The 24,041-nt window shown below is 68.9% G+C and carries 23 protein-coding genes; 11 read left to right on the forward strand and 12 right to left on the reverse strand.

Translation table 11 applies throughout. The features are described from left to right. The 3 genes from VNR91_RS03310 to VNR91_RS03320 form a co-directional block, all read left to right on the forward strand. Positions 1–731, forward strand: a 731-nt coding sequence (locus tag VNR91_RS03310) for a TonB family protein (RefSeq protein WP_325489369.1), incomplete at its 5' end; no start/stop codon positions are given. Between the two features lie 107 nt (positions 732–838). Further along, positions 839–1,948, forward strand: a complete 1,110-nt coding sequence (locus VNR91_RS03315) for a hypothetical protein (RefSeq protein WP_325489370.1) — start codon at positions 839–841, stop codon at positions 1,946–1,948. A gap of 56 nt (positions 1,949–2,004) precedes the next feature. Continuing rightward, positions 2,005–2,481, forward strand: coding sequence for a hypothetical protein (locus VNR91_RS03320; protein ID WP_325489371.1), 477 nt, complete (start codon positions 2,005–2,007; stop codon positions 2,479–2,481). Between the two features lie 20 nt (positions 2,482–2,501). Here the strand turns inward: VNR91_RS03320 and VNR91_RS03325 are convergent, their stop codons facing one another. Then, positions 2,502–3,899, reverse strand: coding sequence for a helix-turn-helix domain-containing protein (locus tag VNR91_RS03325; RefSeq protein ID WP_325489372.1), 1,398 nt, complete (start codon positions 3,897–3,899; stop codon positions 2,502–2,504). Between the two features lie 161 nt (positions 3,900–4,060). Here VNR91_RS03325 and aceA point away from each other — a divergent pair, with 161 nt between their 5' ends. Continuing rightward, positions 4,061–5,341 (forward strand): isocitrate lyase, encoded by a 1,281-nt coding sequence (gene aceA, locus VNR91_RS03330; protein WP_325489373.1) that lies wholly within the window; start codon positions 4,061–4,063, stop codon positions 5,339–5,341. Positions 5,342–5,367: 26 nt separating this feature from the next. After that, on the forward strand, positions 5,368–5,523 hold the full coding sequence (locus VNR91_RS03335; RefSeq protein ID WP_325489374.1) for a hypothetical protein: 156 nt from the start codon (positions 5,368–5,370) through the stop codon (positions 5,521–5,523). A gap of 141 nt (positions 5,524–5,664) precedes the next feature. Here VNR91_RS03335 and VNR91_RS03340 read toward each other — a convergent pair whose 3' ends face one another. Together VNR91_RS03340 and VNR91_RS03345 are read right to left on the reverse strand one after the other, a co-directional pair. Continuing rightward, positions 5,665–7,113, reverse strand: coding sequence for an MFS transporter (locus VNR91_RS03340; RefSeq protein ID WP_325489375.1), 1,449 nt, complete (start codon positions 7,111–7,113; stop codon positions 5,665–5,667). Next, positions 7,110–7,937 (reverse strand): SDR family NAD(P)-dependent oxidoreductase, encoded by an 828-nt coding sequence (locus tag VNR91_RS03345; RefSeq protein WP_325489376.1) that lies wholly within the window; start codon positions 7,935–7,937, stop codon positions 7,110–7,112. The genes VNR91_RS03340 and VNR91_RS03345 overlap by 4 nt, the downstream gene beginning before the upstream one ends. A 139-nt stretch (positions 7,938–8,076) precedes the next feature. Here VNR91_RS03345 and VNR91_RS03350 point away from each other — a divergent pair, with 139 nt between their 5' ends. After that, positions 8,077–9,222 (forward strand): acyl-CoA dehydrogenase family protein, encoded by a 1,146-nt coding sequence (locus VNR91_RS03350; RefSeq protein ID WP_325489377.1) that lies wholly within the window; start codon positions 8,077–8,079, stop codon positions 9,220–9,222. A gap of 79 nt (positions 9,223–9,301) precedes the next feature. Beyond that, positions 9,302–10,090 carry an SDR family oxidoreductase gene (locus VNR91_RS03355; protein WP_325489378.1) on the forward strand — a complete coding sequence of 263 codons (789 nt, stop codon included), beginning with the start codon at positions 9,302–9,304 and terminating at the stop codon, positions 10,088–10,090. Positions 10,091–10,142: 52 nt separating this feature from the next. On the opposite strand, the gene VNR91_RS03360 is transcribed toward VNR91_RS03355, so the two are convergent. Then, complete coding sequence (locus tag VNR91_RS03360) at positions 10,143–12,401, reverse strand: NADP-dependent malic enzyme (protein ID WP_325489379.1); 2,259 nt, start codon at positions 12,399–12,401, stop codon at positions 10,143–10,145. A gap of 130 nt (positions 12,402–12,531) precedes the next feature. Here VNR91_RS03360 and mutS point away from each other — a divergent pair, with 130 nt between their 5' ends. Together mutS and VNR91_RS03370 are read left to right on the forward strand one after the other, a co-directional pair. Next, positions 12,532–15,102, forward strand: a complete 2,571-nt coding sequence (gene mutS / locus VNR91_RS03365; protein WP_325489391.1) for a DNA mismatch repair protein MutS — start codon at positions 12,532–12,534, stop codon at positions 15,100–15,102. Between the two features lie 91 nt (positions 15,103–15,193). Continuing rightward, positions 15,194–15,751, forward strand: coding sequence for a hypothetical protein (locus tag VNR91_RS03370; RefSeq protein WP_325489380.1), 558 nt, complete (start codon positions 15,194–15,196; stop codon positions 15,749–15,751). On the opposite strand, the gene VNR91_RS03375 is transcribed toward VNR91_RS03370, so the two are convergent. The 5 genes from VNR91_RS03375 to uvrB form a co-directional block, all read right to left on the reverse strand. Next, positions 15,748–16,311 carry a septal ring lytic transglycosylase RlpA family protein gene (locus tag VNR91_RS03375; protein WP_325489381.1) on the reverse strand — a complete coding sequence of 188 codons (564 nt, stop codon included), beginning with the start codon at positions 16,309–16,311 and terminating at the stop codon, positions 15,748–15,750. The genes VNR91_RS03370 and VNR91_RS03375 overlap by 4 nt on opposite strands. Beyond that, positions 16,308–16,898: an NAD(P)H-dependent oxidoreductase gene (locus VNR91_RS03380; protein ID WP_325489382.1), complete on the reverse strand. Its 591-nt coding sequence runs from the start codon at positions 16,896–16,898 to the stop codon at positions 16,308–16,310. Before VNR91_RS03380 ends, VNR91_RS03375 begins: the two co-directional genes overlap by 4 nt. Positions 16,899–17,295: 397 nt before the next feature. Continuing rightward, a complete protein-coding gene (locus tag VNR91_RS03385; RefSeq protein ID WP_325489383.1) occupies positions 17,296–17,445 on the reverse strand; it encodes a hypothetical protein in 150 nt (49 codons plus the stop codon). 42 nt (positions 17,446–17,487) lie between these two features. Continuing rightward, positions 17,488–18,042 carry a hypothetical protein gene (locus VNR91_RS03390; RefSeq protein ID WP_325489384.1) on the reverse strand — a complete coding sequence of 185 codons (555 nt, stop codon included), beginning with the start codon at positions 18,040–18,042 and terminating at the stop codon, positions 17,488–17,490. A gap of 92 nt (positions 18,043–18,134) precedes the next feature. Beyond that, entirely contained in the window at positions 18,135–20,327 is a 2,193-nt protein-coding gene (gene uvrB, locus VNR91_RS03395; protein ID WP_325489385.1) for an excinuclease ABC subunit UvrB, read from the reverse strand. Positions 20,328–20,393: 66 nt separating this feature from the next. On the opposite strand from uvrB, the gene VNR91_RS03400 reads away from it, so the two are divergent. Both VNR91_RS03400 and VNR91_RS03405 read left to right on the forward strand, forming a co-directional pair. Beyond that, positions 20,394–20,948 (forward strand): DUF3617 domain-containing protein, encoded by a 555-nt coding sequence (locus VNR91_RS03400; RefSeq protein WP_325489386.1) that lies wholly within the window; start codon positions 20,394–20,396, stop codon positions 20,946–20,948. 12 nt (positions 20,949–20,960) lie between these two features. Beyond that, positions 20,961–21,353, forward strand: coding sequence for a VOC family protein (locus VNR91_RS03405; protein ID WP_325489387.1), 393 nt, complete (start codon positions 20,961–20,963; stop codon positions 21,351–21,353). Positions 21,354–21,357: 4 nt separating this feature from the next. Here the strand turns inward: VNR91_RS03405 and VNR91_RS03410 are convergent, their stop codons facing one another. Genes VNR91_RS03410 through VNR91_RS03420 form a run of 3 tightly spaced genes read right to left on the reverse strand, consistent with a single transcriptional unit; the run spans position 21,358 to position 23,938 of the window. Next, positions 21,358–21,807 carry a hypothetical protein gene (locus tag VNR91_RS03410; RefSeq protein WP_325489388.1) on the reverse strand — a complete coding sequence of 150 codons (450 nt, stop codon included), beginning with the start codon at positions 21,805–21,807 and terminating at the stop codon, positions 21,358–21,360. Between the two features lie 53 nt (positions 21,808–21,860). Then, the gene (locus VNR91_RS03415) at positions 21,861–23,015 is read right to left on the reverse strand and encodes an MBL fold metallo-hydrolase (protein WP_325489389.1); all 1,155 of its coding nucleotides are present in this window, start codon (positions 23,013–23,015) and stop codon (positions 21,861–21,863) included. 2 nt (positions 23,016–23,017) lie between these two features. After that, a complete protein-coding gene (locus tag VNR91_RS03420; RefSeq protein WP_325489390.1) occupies positions 23,018–23,938 on the reverse strand; it encodes an EamA family transporter in 921 nt (306 codons plus the stop codon). Positions 23,939–24,041: the final 103 nt, after the last annotated feature.

Here is a 24,041-nt window from a genome sequence, read left to right on the forward strand (position 1 = left end):
ACCGGATCGGTCCGGCGATCGCCGCGATCGCGGTGCAGGCGCTGCTGATCTACGCGCTGGCCACCGGTCTCGCGATCCGCTTTCAGATGCCGGCGAGCGACCCGCTCAACCTGTTCGCGATCACCGCCGATCCGCCCCCGCCGCCGGTGGTGAAAGTCGTCCCCGATCCGGTCCGCAACACCCGCCCGGAGGGGGCTGCGGCCCCGCCCAATCTCCATTCCCGCGCGACCGAGATCATGGCGCCGCCCCCGATCCTCCCGATCCCCCTGCCCACGCCGGTGGTCACCTCGCCGGCGCCGGCCACCGCCAGCGATCCGACCAGCGGCGCGGCCGACCGGCCCGGACCCGGCACCGGCGCGGGCGGGATCGGCGACGGCACCGGCAGCGGCGGATCGGGCGACGGCGACGGCGGCGGCTGGGAGGACGAGACCCCGCCGCGCCGCATCGGCGGGCGGCTCCGCAATGCGGACTTCCCACGCGATCTGAGCGACGCCGGCATCGGCGGCACCGTCGGGGTGCGCTATCTGGTCCGCACCGATGGCCGCATCGGCGACTGCGAGATCACCCGGTCGAGCGGCAATGCCCGGCTGGACGCTCTCACCTGCCGCCTGATCGAGCAACGCTTCCGCTACCGCCCCTCGCTCGACGCGCGCGGCCGCCCGGTGCCGTCGACGATCGTCGAGAACCATAGCTGGCTGATCGAGACCGCACCGGCCCAGGCCCAACGCTGAGCCCCGCCCGTCCGGGGCGGGAAGGGTGAGGCCGATCCGCGAAAACGCGCGCTTGCCCGCACCGCCCGCGACGATAGGATCGCCGTCCGGCCAACCAAGGACAACCGATGGCGCGCCCGTTCCTTCCGTTCGTCGTGGCCGCCACCCTCGCTTTCGCCGTCCCGGCCGTTCACGCCCAGACCCCGCCGCCCCAGACATCGCCGCCCCAGACCCCGGCGCCCCAGACCCCGCCACCGCAGGGCCCACCCGCCTGCCGCATGGTCGGCGACAGCCCCGGCGGCACCGACGGCGTCCCCTTCCTCCGCATCGATCCCGCCGCCGCCGATCGCCTCGCCGGCATCGGCCTCGATCGCGCGGCGATCTTCGCGCGCATGGCGGAAACCGCGATTCCCGAGACGATGGGCTGCTGGGCGATGCCGACCGGCAATTTCGACGGCCAGTTGATCTCGGTCGGCATGGCGCAGTGGAATTTCGGCACCGGCAGCCTGCAACCGGTGCTCGTGCGCTGGCGCGACAGCTTCCGCTCGCGCGGCCGGTTCAAGCGCGGCCTGAGATTGCTCGCACCCACCTATGGCAAGCTGCTGCTGTCGAAACCGTGCCTGTCGGTGCCGGTCGCCCGGAAATGCCGTACCGCGATCCTCGCCGCACAGGATGCCGCCGGCCATCTCTCGCCCACGCTCGACGCCGAACTGACCGCGATCTTCGAAAGCGACGCGATGTTGCAGATCCAGACCGACGCCTATGTCGCGCTGCTCGACACGGTCCGGCTCGATCTGCTGCGCGTGTTCCCGGACGGACCGATCACCGCGCGCAAGGTCCGCTGGGCGATCGACACCCGCGTCCAGCAGGGCGGCCTCCCCGCCGATGAGGACATCGCCCGCCTGCGCGCCAGGCTCGCCGCGATGCCGCCGGCGGAACGCTGGCCACGCCTGCGCGCGATCCTGGCGTGGTATCGCGCGCTGGCGGAGACGATCGACCAGGACGGCATCGCGCGTGACTATGCGTGGAACGTCGAACGCTGGGGCTGCATGATCGACGCCGGCCGGATCGACCCGGAGCAGTACGAGTTGCTCCACCTCACCTTCCTGCGCAGCCGCACCGCGATCGGCAACAGCGGCCGCTGGCAGGCGCTGACCTTCTCCCGCCGGGCGAAGATCATCCTCGACGTCGGCAGCGTCGCTGGCGTCCGTGACGGCGATTGCGTGGCGGGGGGATAGGCTTCAGAAAACTTACAATCTCCAGTATTTTATCAAAAAGAACTGGATCAATCGTGATGAAAAATTATATCCGCTTCAGTATGGTTTTTTATTATAGTTTAACTAGAGAGATGTTAATTAGAGTATTAAAAATAGTATTTCTAACTATTTTCATGTCTACAATATTGTCATGTGGAAATCCGGCTCCACCATCCGATAGTTTATGCGACCTACCAAAAATTTTAATCGGCTGGAGCGGGAAAGAAATACGATGGACTGGCACGGTAGTTGGCACCTCCGAGCATGGCCACATCTTGATCGCAGATAAGTGTCGGCGTCGCGCGATTCCTCTCAGCGACTGGCGATTCACTCCCTCTGGAGCATTGCTGACCGAAGCACTTCGAAAGAAATGGAGGCAACCGGGGCTCGTAAAAGTGGAACTATCCGGGAAAATCACGGAACGAGACCTGCTGGTCAGCCGGATTTACCGCGCCCGTTTCATTCCAATGAGTAGCCAGGCTGAACACAACTATTTCCATTCAAGAGGATTTTGAGAACGCAGCGATCGCTCGCCTTAACTTTTCCAATCCCCGACGAACCCGAACGGCGACACCCCCATTTCGCGTTCGTTGACGGTCTGCGCCCGCCCGGCCGGCGGGGCGGATCGCTGGGGACAGTCGGGGCGGGTGCACGCGCGGCAGCCCAGCCCGATCGGCGCCGCCGCGCCGCTCAGGTCGATGCCGCGCGCCGCCGCCAGCCCGCCGGCCGCCTCGGCCGCCAGCCCAAGCGTCACCACGAACCGCGCGCGCACCGCGCCGGTCCAGCCGCCCGCCGGCCCGACGCAGCGGGAACTGGTGAACCACCGCGTGCCATCCTCCAGCGCCACCACCTGCACGATCCGCTCGTCGGGCCGCGCGAACGCCGCGAACACATCCCACAGCGGGCACAGCCCCGGTCCCTCGACCAGCGGCGATCCGCTCGCCCCGGCGAACCGCTTCGACACCTGCCCCGCGCGGTCGGTGCGCAGCATGAAGAACGGCAGCCCGCGCGCGCCCACGCGTTGCAGGGTGGTCAGCCGGTGCGCGACCTGTTCGGCGCTCGCCCCGAACCGGCGCCGCAGCAGCTCCAGGTCGTATCCGGTCGCCTCGCACGCGCGCAGGAAGCGGGCATAGGGCATCATCACCGCCGCCGCGAAATAACCGGTCAGGTGGCGGCGAAACATCCGCTCGGCGGTGCGGTCGGCAAAGCCGGCGCCGCGCGCCAGCGCGTCGATCTCGCCGCGCGCCTCGTTCTGCCCCAGTTGCCGCGCCAGCGCGAAGCTGCGGGAGGCGGGGTCGAGCGTCTCCGACAATTGCAGTTGCCGCGCGTGCAGGTCGAGCCGCACGCGCACGTCGGGCATCACCTCCAGCGGCAGGATGCGGATCGATAGCTGGTGCTTGACGCGCAGCCGCTCGGCCATCGCGCCGAACAGGTCGCCCGCGCCCTGCCGCAGTTCGTCGGCCAGCGCCTCCGCGGCGGCGTCGAGGTCGGTGAAATGGTTGCGCCACCGCTCGATCTCGCGCCGCACCAGCGTGCCGGCGTCGGGCGCCTCGTCCGCCGCCGCGCCGCTGCCGATCCCGATCCGGTCATAGGCGCGCGCGAACGCCTCCGCCCCGCCCGGCGCGCCCGCCAGCCATTCCTCCACCTCGGCACGATCGACCGCCAGATCGGCGAACATCGGATCGGCCAGCCGCCGCCGCAGCCCGTGGGCGCCGCCGCCCGGCTCGCCCGCCGCCAGCGCGCGCGGGTCGAAATCGAACGCCTCGGCCAGCCGCAGCAGCAATGTCGCGGTCAGCGGGCGCTGGTTGCGCTCGATCAGGTTGAGGTAGCTGGGCGACACCTCCAGCGCCTCGGCCATCGCCGCCTGGGTCAGCCCCAGCGTCCGCCGCAGCCGGCGCACCGCATGTCCGGCGAAGAGCTTGCGATCGGCCATCGCCGGCGTTCTCGCAAAACCGGAGTGCTTTGTAAATATTTTTACAACGCGACAACCGCCGATGGCGTGAAAGGCACAATCCCACACCGAAAAAGCGCGTTCACGTGTGACTTTGCTGTGACCTTCACCCAAATCGGCCCCGCACTGTAAAGGACACGACAATGTCGATCAGCTTCGAAGACCTCGTCCCCGCCCCCGCCGGCCGTTTCGACGGCATCGTCCGGCCCTATTCGGCGGACGACGTCGCCAAGCTGCGCGGCTCGCTGCCGGTCGAGCATACGCTCGCCCGTCGCGGCGCGCTGCGGCTGTGGGAACTGCTCAAGTCGGAGGATTACATCAACGCCCTCGGCGCGCTCAGCGGCAACCAGGCGATGCAGATGGTCCGCGCCGGATTGCAGGCGATCTATCTGTCGGGCTGGCAGGTCGCCGCCGACGCCAACACCGCCGGGCAGATGTATCCCGACCAGTCGCTCTACCCGTCGAACGCCGGGCCGGAACTGGCGCGCCGCATCAACGCGACGCTCCAGCGCGCCGACCAGATCGAGCATATGGAAGGCGGCGCGACCCGCGACTGGTTCGCCCCGATCGTCGCGGATGCCGAGGCCGGCTTCGGCGGCCCGCTCAACTGCTTCGAGATCATGAAGGCGTACATCGCGGCGGGCGCGGCGGGCGTGCATTATGAGGACCAGCTCGCCTCCGAAAAGAAGTGCGGCCATCTGGGCGGCAAGGTGCTGATCCCGACGCAGGCGCACATCCGCAACCTCGACGCCGCGCGGCTCGCCGCCGACGTGTCGGGCGTGCCGACGATCATCTGCGCCCGCACCGATGCCGAAAGCGCGAAGCTGATCACCAGCGACGTCGACGAGCGCGACCGCGAGTTCCTGACCGGCGAGCGTACGCCGGAGGGGTTCTTCCGCCTCAAGGACGGCACCGGCGTCGATCATTGCATCAAGCGCGGGCTAGCGTTCGCCGAACATGCCGATCTGCTGTGGTGGGAAACCTCCTACCCCAACCTCGACGACGCCCGCCGTTTCGCCGAGGCGATCAAGAAGGAACATCCGAACAAGATGCTGGCGTACAATTGCTCGCCCAGCTTCAACTGGGAAAAGAACCTCGACAAGGACACCATCGCCCGCTTCCAGCGGGAGATCGGCGCGATGGGCTACAAGTTCCAGTTCGTGACGCTGGCGGGCTTCCACCAGCTCAACCACGGCATGTTCGAGCTGGCGCGCGGCTACAAGGACCGCGGCATGGCCGCCTATTCGGAGCTGCAGCAGGCGGAGTTCGCCAGCGAAGCCAACGGCTACACCGCGACCAAGCACCAGCGCGAGGTCGGCACCGGCTATTTCGATCTGATCGCGACGACGCTGGCCGGCGGGCAAAGCTCGACCACCGCGCTCGCCGAATCGACCGAATCGGCCCAGTTCACCGAAGCCGCCTGAGGTGACTCACAGAAAGGAGAAGAGCCATGACCACCGAACCCAATCGCAGCCGCGCCGTCTTCTCGACCGAGGACTTCGACCTGATGAAGGAAGCGATCGGCGACTATGTGAAGCGCATCGCCGACGAGCCGCGTTCGGCCAAGTTCTCGAACCTCTACCACCGGCTCGGCCGGCTGGGGTGAGGTTCCCGCCGGCGCGGGGTTGCTCCCAACCAGGCCCGCGCCGGCCAGGATCAAAGGTTTCCTGGGGAGGAAATGGTGCCCGTCGGTGGAGTCCGCTCCATCGGCGGGCATTGCCGTTCAGCCCCTGCGGACTCCCCAAGTCTACGCCCCCGCCATCCGCGCGATGCGCGCGTCATGTTCGGCCTTGCCGAACGGGAAACGCAGGAACAGCAGCGCGGAAGTGAACGCCAGCGCGAGGTAGATCCCGCCATAGACGATCGTCAGCCGGTCGATCGTCGCCACCGGCACCATGCCCGGCGTCGCCTTTTCCGGGAAACCCGCCATCGCCAGGATCAGCCCGGCCAGGAAGATGCCGATGCCCGACGTGCATTTCTGGACGAAGAACGATCCGGCGAAGAACACGCCTTCGGATCGCATGCCGGTGCGGGTTTCCGAATCCTCGACCACGTCGGCCATCATCGACGCGCCGATGATGAACGCGGACACGTTGAGCGCGGTGGACAGGATATAGGTGCCGAACAGCGTCGGGATCAGCAGCGGCGCACCGACGTCGGGAAACCACCCCGCCAGCCGCAGCCAATAGGGTGCGGTCTGGAACAGCATCGCCAGCGACACCGCCACCGCGGCGGTGCGCGGCTTGCCGAACCGCTTGGCGGCGCGCGGCGCGAACAGGAACGCCAGGACAACGCCGGTGAACAGCACGAACATCAGATAGACGAAGGTCGCGCCCCGGAATCCCCACACATAGCTGTAGAGATAGTTGGACAGCGCATAGCTGATCCCCTGATTGGTGTAGGCGCACACCCCCGCCAGCATCAGCACCAGGAACGCGCGGTTGCGCACCGTCGCCATCAGTTCGGCAAAGCTCGAACGAAGCGTGCCGCCGCGCAGGTCCGGGCGCGGCAGGTGCTTGATCTCATGGTGGGTACCCAGCGCCGACGCCAGGATCGCCACCGCCATCAGCACCGCGCCCGCGATCGCGAAATTGGCATAGCCGGCGCGGTTGAGCAGCCCGTTGGCAAAGGCGGGGGTCGGCGCGAGGAAGACCTGATAGGCCGCGACCAGCATCACCAGCCCGCCCGCCCAGCCGAACAGGTAGCGATAGGCCATGATCCGCGTGCGCTCGTCATAGTCGGCGGTCAGCTCGGGCGTCAGCGCCACCGACGGCACTTCGTAGCAGGACACCGCCGATCGCACGACCACCGCCATCACGAACAGCCACAGCAACGTCGCCGGTTCGGACAGCGCCGGCGGGTTCCACAGGAATATCCAGCCCACCGCGATCGGCAGCGCCGCCGCGTACATCCACGGGTGCCGCCGCCCCCACCGGCCGCGCGTGCGATCGGACAGGAAGCCCACCGCCGGATCGATCAGCGCGTCGATCAGCAGCGCGCACATCACCACCAGCCCGACCGTTGCCGCGGGCAGTCCGATCACCTGGTTGTAGAACAGCAGCAGGAAGGTGCCGAACCCCGAATCCTTGACGCCATAGGCGACCGCGCCGAACGCATAGGCCAGCATCGTCCCCTGCCCGATCCGCCGGACGGGCGGCAGCGCGCCCGCCCGCGCATCCGACGCGGCAGTGCTCACTGGCCGGCCGCCTTGCCGATCGCATCGAAGAAGCTGGGTACGTCGGGGTCCCAGCTATGACGCGGGCCGATGTTCATGCCGCCGTCGACCAGCAGGTGAGTGCCGGTGACGAAGCCGGCCTCGTCGCTCAGCAGATAGGCGATGGCGGCGGCGATATCCTCGGGCCGGCCGGCGCGGCGCACCGGCTGCGCCTGCGCCGCCGCCCCGGCGATCATCGCGTTGGCCTGGTCGCGCGCCGCGCCGGTCATGCCCAGCGACGCGGTGAAGATGTTGGTGGTGATGAAGCCGGGCGCGACCGCGTTGACCCGGATATTGTGCTGCGACAGTTCGGCGGCCGCCAGCCGGGTCAGGTGGATCACCGCCGCCTTCGCCACGGAATAGGCGATCGGCGCCGCGCCCGACTGGAACGCGGAGACGGAGGACGTGTTGACGATCGCGCCGCCGCCGCGCTTCGCCATCAGCGGCGCGGCATGGCGGATCCCCATCACCACCGATCGCAGCAGCAACGCATGGGTGCGGTCCCACTCGTCGGCGGAGATCGCGTCGATCCGCTCGCGCGATCCGCCCGCGCCGGCGTTGTTGACCAGCAGGTCGAGCCCGCCCGCCGCGTCCGCCGCGCCGACCAGCGCCGCGATCTGGACGGGGTCGCTGACGTCGCAGCGATGATACCGACCACCCACCGCCGCCGCCACCGCTTCGCCCCCGGCATCGTCGATGTCGCCGATCCACACCTCGGCACCGTCCTGCGCGAGCCTCTCCGCCGTCGCTCGGCCGATCCCGGATGCGCCGCCGGTCACCACAGCGCGCTTGCCCACGAAACGCATAACCACTCCTCACATTTTCGCGGCAGCATAGGATCGGCCATCGCCCCGTCAATCGGCATTTGAAAAAGCGGTATGCTGCACTTGCGGGCTTCCCCATCCCCGACTAGCAGGTCGGCAAACGTGGATAGGAGGGAAAGCGATGGCGCTCGATCCGGACACATTCGACGCCCTGATCGAAACGGTACGGCGTTTCGTGACGGAGCGGCTCCGCCCGCTGGAAAGCGCGGTCGAGGCGGCGGACGCGATTCCGGGCGAGGTGATCGCCGAGATGAAGGCGATGGGCCTGTTCGGCCTGTCGATCGCCGAGGAATATGGCGGGCTGGGCCTGACGATGGCCGAGGAAGCACGCGTCGCGATCGAACTGGGGCGCACCACCCCGGCGTTCCGGTCGAGCTTCGGCACCAATGTCGGGATCGGGTCGCAGGGGCTGGTGATGGCCGGCACCCCGGAACAAAAGGCGGCGTGGCTGCCGCGCATCGCCAGCGGCGACATCATCACCAGCTTCGCGCTGACCGAACCCGACGTCGGATCGGATTCGGGGGCGGTCAAGACGCGCGCGGTGCGCCACGGCGACGTCTATCGCCTGTCGGGCACCAAACGGTTCATCACCAATGCCGACAAGGCGGACCTGTTCACGGTGATGGCGCGCACCGGCGACGATCCCGGCGCGCGCGGGGTATCGGCGTTCCTCGTCCCGCGCGACCTGCCCGGCGTGTCGATCGGCGAGCCCGAGCACAAGATGGGGCAAAAGGGCGCCAAGGTCGCCGACGTCATCCTCGACGACGTCCCCGTCCCCGCCGCCAACCGGCTGGGCGCGGAGGGCGAGGGCTTCAAGATCGCGATGCGCGTGCTCGATCGCGGCCGGCTGCATATCGCGGCGGTGTGCGTCGGGGTGGCCGAACGGCTGATCGCGGATTGTGTCGCCTACGCCACCGAGCGCCGCCAGTTCGGCAAGCCGATCGCCGAGCACCAGTTGATCCAGGCGATGATCGCCGACAGCAAGACCGAGGCGCTGGTCGCGCGCGCGATGGTGCTGGAAACCGCCGCCGCAAAGGACGCGGGCCGGGACGTGGTGATGGAATCGGCCGCCGCCAAATATTTCGCCAGCGAGATGGTCGGCCGCGTCGCCGACCGCGCGGTCCAGATCTTCGGCGGCGCCGGCTACATCGCCGATTATGGCATCGAGCGACTCTACCGCGATGTCCGCCTGTTCCGCATCTACGAAGGCACCAGCCAGATCCAGCAGCTCATCATCGCCCGCGAGACGCTGAAGCGCGGCGGATAACCCGATCACCCAGGGGACCGGCGATGCGTGCCCATGACGGGCAAGCGTCGGGCCGGACCGACATCAGGAGACAATGACGATGGACACCACCAACCTGTTCCGCCTCGACGGACGGATCGCGCTCGTCACCGGCGGGTCGCGCGGCATCGGCAAGATGATCGCCGCCGGCTTCATCGCCCAGGGGGCCAAGGTCTACATCTCGTCGCGCAAGGCCGCTGCCTGCGACGACGCCGTCGCCGAACTTGGCCCCAACGCGATCGCGCTGCCGCAGGACGTGTCGACGGTGGAAGGGTGCAAGGCGCTGGCCGCGCAGATCGGCGAGCGCGAGGATCATCTCGACATCCTGGTCAACAACGCCGGCGCGGCGTGGGGCGTGCCGTTCGAGGATTTCCCGGAAAGCGGCTGGGACAAGGTGATGGACCTGAACGTCAAGTCGCCGTTCTTCCTCACCCAGGCGCTGCACCCGATGCTCAAGGCCGGGGCGAGCCGGGCGCGTCCGGCCAAGGTGATCAACATCACCTCGATCGACGGCCAGCGGCTGAACGCGTGGGAAACCTACAGCTACCACGCCTCGAAATCGGCGCTGATCTATCTGACCAAGCGCATCGCCGCGCGGCTGATCGAGGATTCGATCAACGTCACCTCGATCGCCCCCGGCGCGTTCGCCAGCGAGATGAACCGCGACGCGCGCGACCATGGCGATTCGGTGGCGCAGGCGATTCCGTCGCGCCGGATCGGTGAGCCGGAAGACATGGCGGCGGCGGCGATCTACCTCGCCAGCCGCGCGGGCGACTATGTCGTCGGCGACACGATCACCGTCGACGGCGGCATCGTCAACGCGTCGATCCAGACGCGGATCGACGGCTGATCGAACCACGCTCCCGGCGCGTCCCCCGCGGGCGCGCCGGGGCGGTTTCGTCCTATCGCGCGATCCCGCCCGCGGCGAGCACCGCCAGCGTCACCAGTTCGCTGGCGGTGCTGGTCATCACCGCGACCTGCACCGGCTTTTCCATGCCGATCAGCATCGGGCCGATCACGCTGTCGCCGCCCAGCTCGCGCAGCAGCTTGGCCGAGATGTTGGCCGATTGCAGGCCCGGCATGATCAGCACGTTGGCCGGGCCGGACAGCCGCGCGAACGGGTAATTCGCCAGCTGGCGCGGATTGAGCGCGACGTCGGGCGACATTTCGCCTTCATATTCGAACCCGACCTGGCGGGCGTCGAGCACCTTGACCGCCTCGCGCAGGTTCTCCAGCCACTGCCCCGGCGGATTGCCAAAGGTCGAATAGCTGAGGAAGGCGACTCGCGGCTCGTGCCCCATCCGCCGCGCCACCGCCGCGGTCTGCTCGGCGATGTCGGCCAGTTCCTCGGCGCTCGGCCGCTCGTTGATCGTCGTGTCCGCCATGAACACGGTGTGGCTCTGCCCGACCAGCACGTGGACGCCGAACGGCGTGCGGCCCGCCTCGGGGTCGATCACGCGGCGGACCTCGCGGATCGAATGGGCATAGGTACGCGTGACGCCGGTGATCATCGCATCCGCCTCACCGAGCTGGAGCAGCACCGCGCCAAAGATGTTGCGGTCCTGATTGATCATCCGCTCGACATCGCGGCGCAGATAGCCGCGCCGTTGCAGCCGCTGGTAGAGGAAGTCGACCATCGTCGGCACCAGCCGCGACGTGCGGCTGTTGTGGACCTCATAGCTCTCGGGGTCATTGACCCCCAGCGCGCGCAGCCGATCGTGCACGTCGTCGCGCCCGACCAGCACCGGCGTGCCGTAACCCCCTTCGCGGAAGGCGATCGCGGCGCGCAGCACCACTTCCTCCTCGCCCTCGGCGAACAGCACGCGCTTGGGATGCGCGCGCGCGCCTTCGTAGGCGAGGGTCAGCACCGACGTGGTCGGGTTGAGCCGCGCGCGCAGCGCCTGGCGGTACGCGGCCATGTCGAGGATCGGCTTGGTCGCCACCCCCGAATCCATCGCCGCCTGCGCGACCGCCGCGGGCACCACCTCCATCAGTCGGGGATCGAACGGCGCCGGGATGATATATTCCGGCCCGAACACGTGGCGCACGCCATAGGCCGCCGCGACCTCTTCCGGCACGCGCTCGCGCGCCAGTTCGGCGATCGCGTTGGCGGCGGCGATCTTCATCGCGTCGTTGATGCCGGTCGCGCGCACGTCGAGCGCGCCACGAAAGATGAAGGGGAAACCGAGGACATTGTTGACCTGGTTCGGATAATCCGAACGGCCGGTCGCGACGATCGCGTCGGGGCGCACCGCCGTCGCCGCCTCCGGCCGGATCTCCGGCTCGGGGTTGGCCATGGCGAAGATGATCGGCGCCTTGGCCATGTCCTTGACCATCTCGGGCTTGAGCGCGCCGGCGGCGGACAGACCCAGGAACACGTCGGCGCCGACCAGCGCGTCGGTCAGCGAGCGGCGTTCGGTGCGCGCGGCGTGCGCCGACTGCCACTGGTTCACGTCCTCACGGCCTTGATAGATAACGCCGGTACGGTCGCACATGATGACGTTGTCGTGGCGCACGCCCAGCGCCTTGATCAGCTCGGTGCAGGCGATCGCGGCGGCGCCGGCGCCGTTCACCACCACCTTGATGTCCTCCAGCTTGCGGCCGGTCAGCAGGCAGGCGTTGACCAGGCCGGCGGCGGTGATGATCGCCGTGCCGTGCTGATCGTCGTGGAACACCGGGATGTTCATGCGTTCCCGAAGCGTCTGCTCGATGATGAAGCATTCGGGCGCCTTGATATCCTCCAGGTTGATGCCGCCGAAGCTCGGCTCCATCAGCTCGATCGCATCGATCAGGCGGTCGACGTTCTCGGACTTCAGCTCGATGTCGATCGCGTCGACGTCGGCGAAGCGCTTGAACAGCACCGCCTTGCCCTCCATCACCGGCTTCGACGCCAGCGCGCCGAGGTTGCCCATGCCGAGGATCGCGGTGCCGTTGGAGATGACGGCGACCAGATTGCCCTTGGCGGTATAGTCATAGGCGGTGGCGGGATCGTCGGCGATCGCCTGCACCGGCACCGCCACGCCGGGGGAATAGGCCAGCGCCAGATCACGCTGGGTCGCCATCGGCTTCGACGCGACGATCTCGATCTTGCCGGGGCGCCCTTCCGAGTGGAACAGCAGCGCCTCTCGTTCGGAAAATTGCACGCTGGCTTCTTCGGACATCGCCTACCCCTCTCGCTGGAGACAGTCCCTTAAACCGCGCCCACGCCGTTTGTCGAAGGGAGATCGGGGCTTGCGGTCAATCTCACTGCCCCGCTACCCAGCCGCGATGGCCGACGCCGCCCCCACGCCGATGATGGCCCAGTATCTCGCGTTGCGAGCGGAGGCGGACGATTGCCTGCTGTTCTACCGGATGGGCGATTTCTACGAGCTGTTCTTCGACGATGCGAAGGTAGCCAGCGCGGTGCTCGACATCGCGCTGACCGCGCGCGGCGAGCACGGCGGCGCGCCGATCCCGATGTGCGGCGTGCCGGCGCACAGCATGGAGGGGTATCTCGCCCGGCTGATCAAGGCCGGGCACCGCGTCGCCATCGCCGACCAGATCGAAAGCCCCGAGGAAGCGAAGAAGGCGCGCGGCAGCAAGGCGCTGGTCGCCCGCGCGATCATCCGCGTGGTGACGGCGGGCACGTTGACCGAGGAGACTCTGCTCGATTCTCGCACCGCCAACTGGTGCGCGGCGGTGGGCGAGGCGGGTGGCGGGGTGGCGATCGCCGCCGCCGACATCTCGACCGGGCGGTTCGAGGTGATCGAGACCGATGTCGCCGGTCTGGGCGCCGAGCTGGCGCGGCTGGGTGCGGCGGAAGTGGTCGCCGCCGAGGACGGGTGGCCCGACGCCACCGTCCACCGGCCCCGCGCCGATTTCGACAGCGCACGCGGCGAGGACCGGCTCAAGCACCTTCACGGCGTTGCCACGCTCGACGGCTATGGCCGCATGTCGCGCGCGGCGCTGGCGGCGGCGGGCGGGCTGATCGCCTATCTGGAGCATACCGCGCGCGGCAGCCTGCCGTTCCTCCGCCCGCCGCGCGTCTCCCGATCCGAAGCGGCGATGGCGATCGACGCGGCGACGCGCGAGAGCCTGGAGCTGACGCTCAGCACCGCCGGCACCCGCGCCGGATCGCTGCTCGACGCGATCGACCGGACCGTCACCGGCGCGGGCGCACGGCTGCTCGGCGCCGACCTGTCCGCGCCGCTGATGGACAAGGCGGCGATCGAGGGCCGGCTGGCGCTGGTCCAACTTTTCCACGACGACTCCGGCCTGCGCGAGCGGACCCGCGCCACGCTGCGTGCGCTGCCCGACATCGGCCGCGCGCTGGGTCGGCTGGCGGCGGGGCGAGGCTCCCCGCGCGATCTCGGCCAGCTCCGCGACGGGCTCGACGGCGCATGGCGGTTGGGCGAGACGCTCGGCCAACTCAGCGAGCCGCCGCTGCTGGTCGCACTGGCGCCCCGGCTCCAGGGGCACGGCGCGTTGATCGATCTGCTCGCGCGCGCGCTGGTCCCCGCTCCGCCGATCGACGCCGCGCATGGCGGCTATATCGCGGAGGGATATGACGCCGCGCTCGATGACCTGCGCGATGCCGGGGCCGGCGGCCGCCGCGCGATCGCCGCGCTGGAGGCGCAATATCGCGAGTCGACCGGCACGCCCACGCTCAAGATCCGTCACAACGGCGTGCTCGGCTATCATATCGAGGTGCCGGCGCGCGCCGCCGATCCGCTGATGCGCCCCGATTCGGGCTTCACCCACCGCCAGACACTCGCCGGGGTGGTCCGTTTCAACGCCCCCGAATTGCACGAGGTGGCGATCAAGGTCGGCCAGGCCGGCGCCCACGCCCTCGCCGCCGAGGCCGCGCATCTGGAGGATCTGACCGCGCAGGCGCTGGCGACTCGCGAGGCGATCGCCCGCACTGCCGACGCGCTCGCGCGGATCGACGTCGCGGCGGGGCTGGCCGAGCGCGCGGCGGAGGGCGGCTGGGCGCTGCCCACGCTGGTCGACCACGCCTGTTTCGAAATCGAGGGTGGACGCCATCCGGTGGTCGAGACCGCCATCGCCCGATCGGGGGGCCGCTTCGTCGCCAACGACTGCGCCCTGTCGGAAACGTCACGGCTATGGCTGGTGACCGGGCCGAACATGGGCGGCAAGTCGACCTTCCTGCGCCAGAACGCGCTGATCGCGGTGCTTGCACAGGCGGGCAGCTATGTTCCCGCCACTCGCGCGACGCTGGGGCTGGTCGACCGGCTGTTCAGCCGCGTCGGCGCCTCGGACAATCTCGCGCGCGGGCGATCGACCTTCATGGTCGAGATGGTCGAGACCGCCGCGATCCTGGCGCAGGCGACGCCGCGCAGCTTCGTCATCCTCGATGAGGTCGGGCGCGGCACCAGCACCTATGACGGGCTGGCGATCGCCTGGGCGGTGGTCGAGGCGATCCATGAGGACAACCGCTGCCGCTGCCTGTTCGCCACCCATTATCACGAGCTGACCCGGCTGGCCGAACGCTGCGACGCGCTGACCCTCCACCACGTCCGCGCGCGCGAGTGGAAGGGCGATCTGGTCCTGCTGCATGAGGTGGCCGAGGGCGCGGCCGACCGTAGTTACGGGCTCGCGGTCGCGCGGCTGGCCGGGCTACCCCCTGTGACGATCAAGCGCGCCAAGGCGGTGCTCGACAAGCTGGAGGCCGGACGCGCGAAGACCGGCGGCATCGCGGCGGGGCTGGACGATCTGCCGCTGTTCGCGGCGGCGGCTGAAGCGGAGGAAGTCGCGGTCGATGCGCTCCGCCACGAACTCGACGCGCTCGACATCGACGCGCTCAGCCCGCGCGAGGCGCTGGAGGTGCTGTATCGGCTCAAGGGGCTGGCGGCGGAGGGCTGACCTTCGATTTCAGCAATTGCTCACCTGCCGCTCATGCCGCTCACCGGTGCGCCGGTTAGACGACGGGCCTCCACAAGCATGAGGCTCGACCATGACCGACACGACCAACACCGACCCCGCGCGGCACCGCATTCCCTGGCGGGTGATCGTCTGGGGCATCGCGGGATTTGTCCTGCTGCTTCCCGCGATCGCCGGGGCGCCGTGGACCGCGTTCGACTATGTCGCGATGGCGGTGCTGCTCGGCGGGGCCGGGCTGACGATGGAACTGGTGGTGCGCCGGTCGCGCGACATCGCCTATCGCGCCGGCTGCGGCATCGCGGTTGTCGCCGCCTTCCTGCTATTGTGGGTCAACGGTGCGGTCGGCATCCTTGGCGATGAGGACAACCCCGCCAACCTGCTGTTCGTCGGCGTCATCGCCATCGCCGCCGTTGGCGCCGCGCTCGCGCGGTTCCGCGCGGCGGGGATGGCGCGGGTGATGGCAACCACCGCCGCCGCTCAGGCGCTCGTCGGCGGGATCGCGCTGGCGGCGGGATGGGCCTCGCCCGGCTATGCCGGCGTATATGAGGTCGCGCTCGGCACCGGCGTGTTCTCGACGCTGTGGCTGATATCGGCGGGCCTGTTCGGCAAGGCGGCGCGCGACCGCGTCTAGAAGCCCGCCGCCGAAAGCTGCCCGCGCAGGTTGCGCAGCGTCGCCTCATCCACCGGCGGCAGGGCGCGCGTCGGCTTGCCCTTGCGCAGCCGCGCGCGGTCGCCCTCGGACGGCTCGATCCGGCGGACCCGCACCGGCGCGACGCCCTGCCCGCGCATCCCGAGCTGCTCCGCCGCGCCGCGCGACAGGTCGATGATGCGCGGCCCTTTCACGAACGGGCCGCGATCGTTGACCCGCACCACGATCCGCCGGCCGGTATCGAGCGCGGTCACCTCGACATAGGTCGGCAGCGGCAGGCTGGTATGCGCGGCGGTGATCCACGCCGGGCGAAACCGCTCGCCGTTGGCGGTGCGGTTGCCGGATTCGCTGCCGTACCAGCTGGCATAGCCGAGCACGTCATAGGTCGGGTCGGCGGCGGGGACATAGGTCTCGCCGCGAATGGTGTAGGGCTTGCCGATGCGAACCGGCTGGTCGCTGACCGGCCGGTAGTTGCCCCCCGCGCACGCCGACAGCGCGAGCAGGGCGATGGCGCTTGCGGTCGCCGGTACCCGCGCGCTCAATAGGGCGGCGCCTGCCGGGCGCGCTGCGCGCGTGCCGCCTCGGTCCACCACGCCAGATCGTCGGCGAAGCGCGGGAACTGGCGGTCGAGCGCCGCGCCGCCGTCACCGATCGGCTGCGCGGCGGTGTCCAGCGTCTGCCCGATCGGCCCGACCGTCAGCGTCGAGGAGATCACCGCCATCCCCATCTCGCTCAGGATGGCGTGCCAGATCGAATTGCTGCGCGCGCCGCTCAATCGCCCGGCCGAATAGCTGGCGATCGCCGCGGGCCGCCAGAACCATTCCTCCAGATAATGGTCGGTCAGGTTCTTGAGCCCCGGCTGCGGCCCCCAGTTATATTCGCCGGTGACAAAGACAAAGGCGTCGGCGGCGACGATCTTGGCGGCCAGATCGGCCATCGCCGGCGGCGCCTCGCCCGGCGCATATTCCTTGTACATCCGGTCGAGCATCGGCAGGTCGACCGCCTTGGCGTCGATCAGCTCGACATCGGCGCCGCGCGCGCGCAGCCCGGCGACCAGATAGTCGGCCAGCCGGATACCCATGCGGTCGCGGCGATAGGAACCGTAGAAGACCAGGATGCGGTCGGCCATGCCGTTCCCCTTTGCGCGGGCGTCAAAATGAAAGAGGCCGCCGGATGCCCGTCCAAGGCACCCGGCGACCTCCGACATGGTCAGCGGCCGGAAGCTCCAGCCCGGGAGACCATGCGGACCGCTTCATCCTGTGGACCGGGCGTTGACTGGGGGAGGATACCCCCCGCCCGGACCGGCGGATTTAGCGGCGCGTCTCCCGAACGAACTGAACCGACCCCATTGCTGAACCATGAGACATCGGATCACCTCCTTTCGCTTGTTGAAACACCGTGCCACGTATCCGGGCACGCCCCATATGTGAATCACCCGGCATCAGCATTCAAGTCTTGAAATGTTTTTGATTCTGACCGATTCTCTCAGGTCTGCGGTTCGCCGGTGAGCGGCGCGCGGCACCCCTTCAGTGTCTCTTGAAATATTGCACCTCGCGCTCGTGCTTCTCGGCCGCCGCGCGGCTGGCAAAGGTGCCGAGGTTGCGGCGCTTGTGCGTCGCCGGATCGACCTTGCGCGAATAGAGGCGGTATTCGCCGGACTTGAGCTTGCGGATCACGACGGGTCTCCTTCATGCGCGATCAACGCATGAACGGCCCGATCAGTCGCGGCAGTCCTCGACGATCCGCAGCACCTCGGCCCAGGCAGGCACCACCAGCGGCGCCATCCCGGCGGTCTCGACGATGAAGCGCCCGCGACTGAACCCCATCGCGTCGAGCAGCCGATCGTCAGGGGCGATCCGCGTCGCCAGATAGGCGGGCGATCCGCCGGTAGGCTGCGCCGGCAGCGTCTTCGCCTGCGTGCTGGTGCGGACGGTGAAGGCGGTCGCGCCGCTGCCCGCGCGCGACAGGTAGATGGCGCGGTCGGCACGGTCGCAGCGCAGCGTCAGCGCGGCATCGGCGCCGGGACGGCCATAGAGCGCGATGCCGCCGCGCGCATCCTGCCGATAAACCCAGTCGCCGGGCGTCAGCGGCCAGTCGCGCCAGTCCGCGCCCAGCTCAGGCGGCGGAGGCGGCGCCGGTTGGGGCGACGGCACCGGAACGGGCCGTGCGGGCGGCTCGGGAGCCGGCGGGCTGCCTTGCGGCACGCAGCCGGCAAGCACGGCGACGGCGAGCGCGACGGGCGCGAGCGCACGGATGGGAAGGACACGACGCATCCCGCTTCTATGGGCGAAGCGGGGGCCGGCCTCAACCTTTCGCCGCCGCACGCGCCGACCGGCTCGCCGAGGTTGCGCGAACGACGCGCCGGTCAGGCGCGCCCGGCGCCGCCGAACTTGCGCTGGGTCTTGCCATAACGGGTCTTGCGCGTGCCGGGCTTGCCCTCGGTCGAACGGCCCATCAGCGGCGCCTTGTGCTCGCTCGGCGGCAGGCCAAGCTCCTCGGCCTCCAGCGACCGGATCTCGTCGCGCAGCCGGCCCGCCTCCTCGAACTCCAGATTGGCGGCGGCGTCGCGCATCTTCTTTTCGAGGCTCTCGATATAGCTGCGCAGATTGTGGCCGACCATGTGCGGACGGTCGGCCTCGATCTCCACCGTCACCTGATCCTTCGACGCGACGTGCGCGATGATGTCGCCGATGTCGCGGCGGATCGTCGTCGGGGTGATGCCGTGTTCGGCGTTGTAGGCCTGCTGCTTTTCCCGCCGGCGATTGGTCTCGTTGAGCGCGCGTTCCATGCTGCCGGTCATGCGGTCGGCATAGAGGATCACCCGTCCGTCGACGTTGCGCGCGGCGCGGCCGATCGTCTGGATCAGCGACGTTTCCGAACGCAGGAACCCCTCCTTGTCGGCATCGAGGATCGCCACCAGCCCGCACTCGGGAATATCGAGTCCCTCGCGCAGCAGGTTGATGCCGACCAGCACGTCGTACACCCCCATGCGAAGGTCGCGGATCAGCTCGATCCGCTCCAGCGTCTCGGTGTCCGAATGCATGTAGCGGACCTTCAGGCCGGCCTCGTGCATATATTCGGTCAGATCCTCGGCCATCCGCTTGGTCAGCGTCGTCACCAGCGTGCGATAGCCGCCCTCGGCCACCTTGCGACATTCCTGGATCAGGTCCTGCACCTGTTCCTCGACCGGGCGGATCTCGACCGGCGGGTCGATCAGGCCGGTCGGGCGGATCACCTGTTCGGCGAACACGCCGCCGGTCTGCTCCATCTCCCAGTCGCCCGGCGTCGCGGAGACATAGGTGGTCTGCGGGCGCATCGCGTCCCATTCGTTGAAACGCAGCGGCCGGTTGTCGATCGCCGATGGCAGGCGGAAGCCATATTCGGCCAGCGTGATCTTGCGGCGGTGGTCGCCGCGCGACATGCCGTTGATCTGGCCGATCGTCTGGTGGCTCTCGTCGACGAACAGCAGCGCGTTTTCGGGGAGATACTCGAACAGCGTCGGCGGCGGCTCGCCGGGCAGGCGGCCGGTCAGGAAGCGGCTGTAATTCTCGATCCCCGCACAGCTTCCGGTCGCCGCGATCATCTCCAGGTCGAAATTGGTGCGCTGCTCGAGCCGCTGCGCCTCCAGCAGATGCCCCTCGGCAACCAGTTCCTTCAGCCGCTCGGCCAGTTCGTGGCGGATGCCCTCCATCGCCTGCTTCAGCGTCGGCCCCGGCGTCACATAATGCGAATTGGCATAGACGCGGACGTAGTCGAGATTCGCCACCTTCTTGCCGGTCAAGGGATCGAACTCGGTGATCTCCTCGATATCGTCGCCGAAGAAGGCGACGCGCCACGCGGTATCCTCATAGTGCGACGGAAAGATCTCCAGGCTGTCGCCGCGCACCCGGAAATTGCCGCGCGCGAACGCGGCGTCGTTGCGCTTGTACTGCAGCGCGACCAGCTTTCGGATGATCTCGCGCTGGTCGACGGTCTGGCCCTTCTTCAGGTCAAAGATCATCGCCGAATAGGTCTCGACCGATCCGATGCCGTACAGGCACGATACCGACGCGACGATGATGACGTCGTCGCGCTCCAGCAGCGAACGAGTCGCCGAATGGCGCATCCGGTCGATCGACTCGTTCACCGAGCTTTCCTTCTCGATGTAGGTGTCGGAACGCGGGACGTAGGCTTCCGGCTGGTAATAATCGTAATAGCTGACGAAATATTCGACCGCGTTGTTGGGAAAAAAGCTTTTGAATTCGCCATAGAGCTGCGCCGCGAGGATCTTGTTGGGGGCGAGCACCAGCGCCGGGCGCTGCAACCCCTCGATCACCTTGGCCATGGTGAAGGTCTTGCCCGATCCGGTGACGCCCAGCAGCACCTGATCGCGCTCGCCCGCCGCCGCCGCCTCGACCAGTTCGGCGATCGCGGTCGGCTGGTCGCCCGACGGCTCGTAATCGCTGACGATCTCGAAGCGCCGGCCCGCCTCTGCCTTGGGGGGGCGCGCAGGCCGGTGCGGCACGAACGCCTCCCCGGTCTCCGGTTCGGCCAGCGTGGTGCGGATTTGAATTGCCATATCGGCAGAATATGGTGTGGTAGGTCCAGCGGCGCAATCGATGCCGTGCCTCGGGAGATCGATGTAATGAAGCGCCTGATCCTGCTCGCCCCCATCGCGCTCGCCGCGTGCAATCAGGGGCCGAGCGTCACCGCCACCAACGCCTCCGCCGGGGAGGTTGCCGCCAAGGTCGAGGCCGCGACCGGCGGCGCCGCGTTCGTGTCGCCCGGCCAGTGGAAGGGGACGATGACGGTCAGCGACGTTCAGATCCCCGGCGCGCCACCGGCGATGGCCGAGCAGATGAAGAAGGGCATGGGCGAGCCGCACAGCTTCGTCACCTGCCTGACCCCGGAGGATGTCCAGAAGCCCAAGGAGAAATTCTTCGGCGACGCGGCGGCCGGCGATTGCCGCTACAACCGCTTCACCATGGCCGGCGGCACGATCGACGCGGAGATGACCTGCGCCCAGTCGGGCCAGGAACGCACGACGAAGATGACGGGCAGCTACAGTCCCAACGCCTACAAGATGGTTGTCCAATCGACCGGCAAGGCGGCGCCAGGCAATCCGGTCAGCGGGATGACGATGACGATGGCCATCGACAGCCAGCGCACCGGCGCGTGCACCGGCGAAGAAGAGGATTGAGGGAGACACGGCATGATCGGTTACGCATCCGTCGGCACCAACGACATCGCCAGAGCGCATGAATTCTACGACGCGCTGCTCGACACGATCGGCGCCAAGCGGATCATGGAGATGCCCGATGATCGCGGCTTCACCCTTTACGGCTCCAGTTTCAACCAGCCCTCGCTGGCGGTGACGCGGCCCTATGACGGCAACCCCGCCACGGTCGGCAACGGCAACATGGTAGCGATCCCGCTGAAGGAACGGGCGCAGGTCGACGCCTTCCACGCCAAGGCATTGGCGCTGGGCGGCACGTGCGAGGGCGCGCCGGGGCTGCGCAGCCCCGAGGGGCCGCAGGCGTTCTACGGCGCCTATTTCCGCGATCTGGACGGCAACAAGTTCTGCGCCTTCCGCGTCGGCGGCTGATCGATCACAGCAGGCGGCGGTAGGCGATCCGCTGCATGACCCAGCCGATCGTGGCGGCGGCCACCGCCACGATCAGGCCGGTCGCCACCGCGCTGGCGATGCGATAGCCCAGCGCGCCGCCGCCGGGCGCGGCGAACATGCCATAGCCCCAGCTCAACCCGGCGGAAAACAGGATCAGCGCCAACCCGCCCGTCGTCGCGGCGGCGCTCCAGGGTCCGCGCCGGCCCGACACGTGCAACGCCAGCCACACCGGCCCGGCCACCCCGACCAGCGCCAGCATCGCGAAGATCGCGCCGACCAGCCAGCCGAGCACCAGTGCCGCCGCCCCGGTCTGGCCGCCCGCCGCGACCAGCATCGCGGCGACCAGCCCGGCCAGCCCGCCGCCCGCGCCAAGCGCGAGCCCGACGCGGTCGATAGACGTCACATAATAGGCGCTGTCCGCGGCCCCGCTCACCCGATCGTCCCCCCGCGCCTGTCCTATCAGCGGTTTACGCGAGCGCAACCATATCAGCGCAGCGCGCGCACCGCCGGGGTGTCGAGGCACCGCTCCATTCCCGCCCCATCCAGCGGCGCGACGGCACCAGGTTCGGCATAGGGCGCGATGTCCTGTGGCACACCGACCGGCACCGCCGCGAAGCCGCCCAGCCCCGCACAACGCATCGCCGCCGCCAGCAATCGCGGCGGCGTGTCGCGAGCTTCATAGGACAGGCGGAACGTGCCCCAATGCACGGCGATGCCACTGGTCGCGCCCAGCCGGCGGAACACCTCGACCGCGTCGATCGGGCCGATGTGGCTGCCGGTCGCCATCTGCCCGGCGGAAAAGCGGAACGCGCCGATCGGGATCAGCGCGAGCCGGACCGGACCATAAGCCGCCGCTTCGTCGGCCCACTTGAGGTCGCCCGCCCCGGTATCACCGGCAAAGAACAGATTGCCGCCGGGCAGCCGCACGACGAAGCTCGACCACAGCGCGCGGTTGCGGTCGGTGAACCAGCGCGAATCCCAATGGTGGCCGCGCGTCACGATCACGTCGATCCCCGGCTTGATCGCCACGCGGCCGCCCCAGTCGCGCGCCTGCGCGGGCAGCCCCATCGCAGCGTCGTTTCCCAGCGCGGTGACGATCACCGGCCGGTCGCGCGTCCACAACCGTTTGAGTGTCGTCACGTCCATATGGTCGTAGTGGTTGTGGCTGACCAGGATCACGTCGATCTTCGGCAGGTCATCAAAGGCGATGCCCGGCGCGGCGACGCGGCGCGGGCCGATGCCGAACGGACCGGCGGTCTCGCTCCACACCGGATCGGTCAGGAGGTTGATCCCCTGCGTCTGCACCAGCACGCTGGCATGCCCGACCCAGGTGGCGACCATCGCGGTACCCTCGACTCGCGCGGCGGGCTTCGACGGCGTGACGGCGACATGCGCCGGCCACGGCGGGCGACCGTCGCTGCCGCTCAGGAACCGCGCCGCCAGCGCCCGCCCGCCGGGACTCGCCAGCACGTCGTCGGCGCCGTCGGGGTTGAAGAAACGCTGCCCATCGAAATGGCCGCTGGTCGGCCCGCGATAATAGATGCGGTCGAGGAAGCGCGGGATGATCGTCGCCGCCAACCCGATGCCGACGACGGCGAACAGCAGAAAGGTCCCCAGCCGACGGACGATCGTGCGAATCATGGCTATAAGGCCCCCGACAATGCCAGCACGACGCCGGCGGTCACCAACGCCAGCCCGGCCATCTCGCTGCGCGATATGCGTTCGCGCAGGTAGAAATGGGCAAAGGCCATGGTGAACACCACCTCGACCTGCCCGACCACCCGCACCAGCGCGACCGGCGCGGTGGCGAAGCCGGTGAACCAGCACGCCGAGCCGAGCGAGGACAACAGCCCGACCTGCCCCGCCACGCGCCAGTCGGCGAACACGCGGCGCAACTGCTCACGCTCGCGGACCAGCACATAGCCGCCCTGCATCGCCGTCTGCAGCGTCACCGTCGCCGCCAGCACGATCAGCGCGGCGCGGAGGTGATCGGCGGTCGCCACCTCGAACGTCGCGCGGCGGATGCCGATGGTGGTGAGCGAGAACATGAACCCCGACGCCAGCCCATAGATCGCGCCGCGCTGACCGAACGCGCGCAGCAGCGCCAGCGGCCCCATCCGCTTGCCGCCCGCCGACAGGATCATGATCCCGCCCACGCTCACCGCGATCCCCACCCAGGTCAGCGCGTTGAGCCGCTCGCCGAGCAGGAAGATCGACAGGACCGCGCTCTGCGCCGCCTCGGTCTTGGAATAGGCGGTGCCGACGACGAAGCTGCGCTGGTCGAAAGCCATCAGCAACAGGTTGGTCGCGACGATCTGCGCCAGCCCGCCGGCGGCGCAGAACAGCAGAAAGTCGCGCCCCAGCGCCGGAAACGGGCCGGGCGCGACGACGAACTGATAGGCGAGCATCAGCCCGACCGCGATCGGCAGGCCGTAGAGATAGCGCACCAGCCCGGCGGCATTGACCGAAAGCGCCTGCCCGACGCGCCGCTGTATCGCCAGCCGCCACGCCTGGACGGCGCCGGCGACCAGCGTGGCAGGCAGCCAGATCGGGGAGGTGATCATCCCCGCCCCCTATCCGACGCGGTTCTCCGCGGGAAGCGGGCGCGGCGAAGGGAACAAAATCGCCGGAGAAACCGTCGCGCCGCATATCCGCCCGGGGGACGCC

Origin of the sequence: Sphingomonas sp., from assembly GCF_035555815.1 — a bacterium.
Lineage (GTDB): Bacteria > Pseudomonadota > Alphaproteobacteria > Sphingomonadales > Sphingomonadaceae > Sphingomonas.